The 1,473-nt window shown below is 63.7% G+C and carries 2 protein-coding genes; both read left to right on the forward strand.

Annotated elements, in window-relative coordinates; translation table 11 throughout:
• On the forward strand, positions 1 to 373 hold a 373-nt coding region (locus NN5_RS24655), incomplete at its 5' end, for a hypothetical protein (protein WP_067739359.1).
• Positions 370 to 1,473, forward strand: a 1,104-nt coding sequence (locus tag NN5_RS24660) for a type IV secretion system DNA-binding domain-containing protein (protein ID WP_157081337.1), incomplete at its 3' end; no start/stop codon positions are given. The genes NN5_RS24655 and NN5_RS24660, both read left to right, overlap by 4 nt.

Genomic DNA, 1,473 nt, shown 5'->3' on the forward strand with positions numbered 1-1,473 from the left:
AGACCTTCGTTTGAAGGTGCCCTCGATGAAAGTTCTCTCGATCAAAGTCGACGACCGGCTCCATAGACGCCTCAGGAACCGCGCGGCGTCCGCCAACCTTTCGCTCTCGCAGCTCCTCCACCCGCTCCTCGAGGAGGCGGCGGGGCAAGGCGGTAGATACGTCTTTACCGGCCAGGATGAGATCCTCGGCGTGGCTATCCAGATCTTCACGCTGGTGAGCGAACTGGCCGCCGAGCGCGGTCACGCACTGGTCGAACGCGCTAGCATCGAGGCGCGTGCGGCAATGCGCGAGCGGGGCCTGCTCCCCTCGGACATCATCCCCGTCTCGGGGGAACTGGACGAAGAGAAAAACCTCCCGGGGAGGGTGTCGTGAGCATCTTTCGCAACGACACGATAGGGTCCTGGACACGGGGCGGACAGGCGATCGTTCACAACGTCCGGATGAGCACGCAGGTCTTCAAGCAGACCCTGATCGCGACTCTCGTCATCTGGATCATGGCGGTCCTGGCCTACGCCTGGGAAGTCACGCCTGACTATAACCGCACGGTACTGGGCATCGCCGCCGAGGCCTGGATACAGGTCAATGTCGTTACCAGTCCGGGAAGCGCCGTGGACTTCGTGACCTCCAGTGGGGCGACCTATCCGGCGCGCGCCGATGCCATTCTGGCGGCGCCGGTTGTCATCAAGGTGCTCGTCGTCCTCGAGCGCGATCTCGTCCACGGGGCGGTCATCATGGGCGGCCTCGCGATCCTGACGCTGCTCTTCTCCTGGTACTGCTTCACCGCCATCGGCAGGGCGCTTGGCTCCAACGAATTCCTGCGCGGCGCGCGTCTCACCTCGGCCCGTCAACTGCGCATGAAGCTCTTGCGCGTGCCCAAGGGGTGCCTGCGGATCGGGGGCGTCAAGGTGCCGCTGGCCTACGAGCCGGAGCATATCCTCATCAGCGGCGCGCCCGGTACCGGCAAGACCAACTGCATCAACATCATGCTCGAGGGCATCCGCAAATCGGGCAGACGCGCGATTATCTACGATACCACCGGGAGCTTTGTAGAACGCTTCTATCGTCCTGAACGTGACATCCTGCTCAATCCTTTCGACACCCGCTCCAACAAGTGGAGCCCGTGGGTCGATACGACCGAGGACTACCATTACGACCAGATCGCCGAGTCCGTTGTTCCCGATGGCGGCAAGGACCCGTTCTGGGCCAAGGCCGCGCGTGGAACGCTGGTCGCGGTCATGCGCACCCTTCGTCATCAGGATCACATGCTGGTCTCGGCGATGCTCGATGTCCTCACCCGCTCCGGGCTCAAGGTGCTTTCCGCCTTCGTCGCCAACACCGAAGGCGCCGCCTTCGTCTCGCCCGAGGGCGAGCGCACCTCGGCGGGCGTGCAGGCCGAGCTGGCCTCCCAATTGAGGGGCTTTCGCTATCTCGATGACACCCGCGAAGGGCTCTCGATCCGTGACTGGGTAACC

The organism is Novosphingobium naphthalenivorans NBRC 102051, from assembly GCF_001590985.1.
Taxonomy (GTDB): Bacteria; Pseudomonadota; Alphaproteobacteria; order Sphingomonadales; family Sphingomonadaceae; genus Novosphingobium; species Novosphingobium naphthalenivorans.